The organism is Pseudomonas sp. DSP3-2-3, from assembly GCF_049898225.1.
Classification (GTDB): Bacteria; Pseudomonadota; Gammaproteobacteria; order Pseudomonadales; family Pseudomonadaceae; genus Aquipseudomonas.
The window spans coordinates 1-1,188 of the sequence record NZ_JAFCXH010000080.1; the positions used below are offsets into that span (position 1 = coordinate 1).

The window sequence follows — 1,188 nt, forward strand, 5'->3', positions numbered from 1 at the left end:
TTCAAGCTTGAGGCCGTGCGATTGGTTGATACTGGCCTGACGCTTGCTGCCGCTGCCCGCTCTCTGGGTATGTCCGACCAGACCCTGTTCAACTGGGTCAAGGCTCATCGTCAAGGCAGGTTGACCGGCGCTGATATCAAGCCTGTTACTCCCGAGCAGATGGAAATAAGCCGTCTGCGGGCCGAGCTGACGCGCGTCAAGATGGAGCGCGACATCCTGGAAAAGGCGACGGCGTACTTCGCAAAAGCATCCAGCTGAAGTACGCGTTCATCTTTGATCATCGGCGTCTCTGGCCTATTGGCGTGCAATGCCGGGTGCTGGGCGTCAGTGCTACCGGCTTTCACGGCCATCAAGTCCGCTGTTCAGCCAATTGTCCTCAACGAGGAGTCAGCGACACGGCATTGCTCGTGCACATCCGCGTCGCTCACGCTCGCAGCCGTGGCAGCTACGGCTGGCCTCGGATCTGGCAGGGTTTATTGGCCGACGGTGTTCGTGTCGGCAAGGAACGTGTGCAGAAGCTGATGCAGCTCCACGGTATTTACGGCAAGGGCAAACGACGTTTCAGGGTCACTACGGATAGCGCCCATGACTTGCCTATTTCACCCAATCTGCTGGATCGTCAATTCACCGTGACGGAGCCTGACAAGGCTTGGGTGGGCGACATCACCTACATCCCGACCGATGAGGGTTGGCTATTTTTGGCTGTCGTTATCGACCTGTTCAGTCGTCAGATTGTGGGTTGGTCTATGGATGAACGGATGAAAAGCAGTTTGGTGATCGATGCGTTGCGCATGGCCTGGTTCAAGCGCCACCCACCAAAAGACTCAGGGTTACTGTTTCATAGTGATCGGGGAAGTCAGTACGCCAGTTTCGACTTCCGAAAGACTCTGCTGACCTACGGGATCGCCAGCTCCATGAGCCGACGTGGCAACTGCTGGGATAACGCGTGCAGTGAGACTGTGTTTGGTTCGCTGAAGGTGGAGCGCCTGCATGGCCTGAAATTCAAAACCCGACGCGCCGCCAAGGACGAGGTCATGAACTGGCTGCTGTGGTACAACCAAGAGCGCCTGCACTCGACTCTGCTTTACGTAAGCCCGATGCAATACGAGAAGAACTGGCAAATGCAACAACCTTAGATACTCAACCCCGACGCCGGGTTAAGGGATACGTTTCTCGGGGGCAAGGTCA

The 1,188-nt window shown here is 56.5% G+C and carries 1 protein-coding gene; it reads left to right on the top strand.

Going from position 1 to position 1,188, the window contains the following annotated elements:
• Positions 1–1,136 (top strand): IS3 family transposase gene (locus tag ACP7E4_RS30435; RefSeq protein WP_426119981.1). Its coding sequence is split into 2 segments (ribosomal slippage), with 1,137 coding nucleotides annotated over them: positions 1–229 and positions 229–1,136; the frame shifts between segments, so codons are not numbered across the junction. This gene is flagged as partial in the annotation.
• Positions 1,137–1,188: the final 52 nt, after the last annotated feature.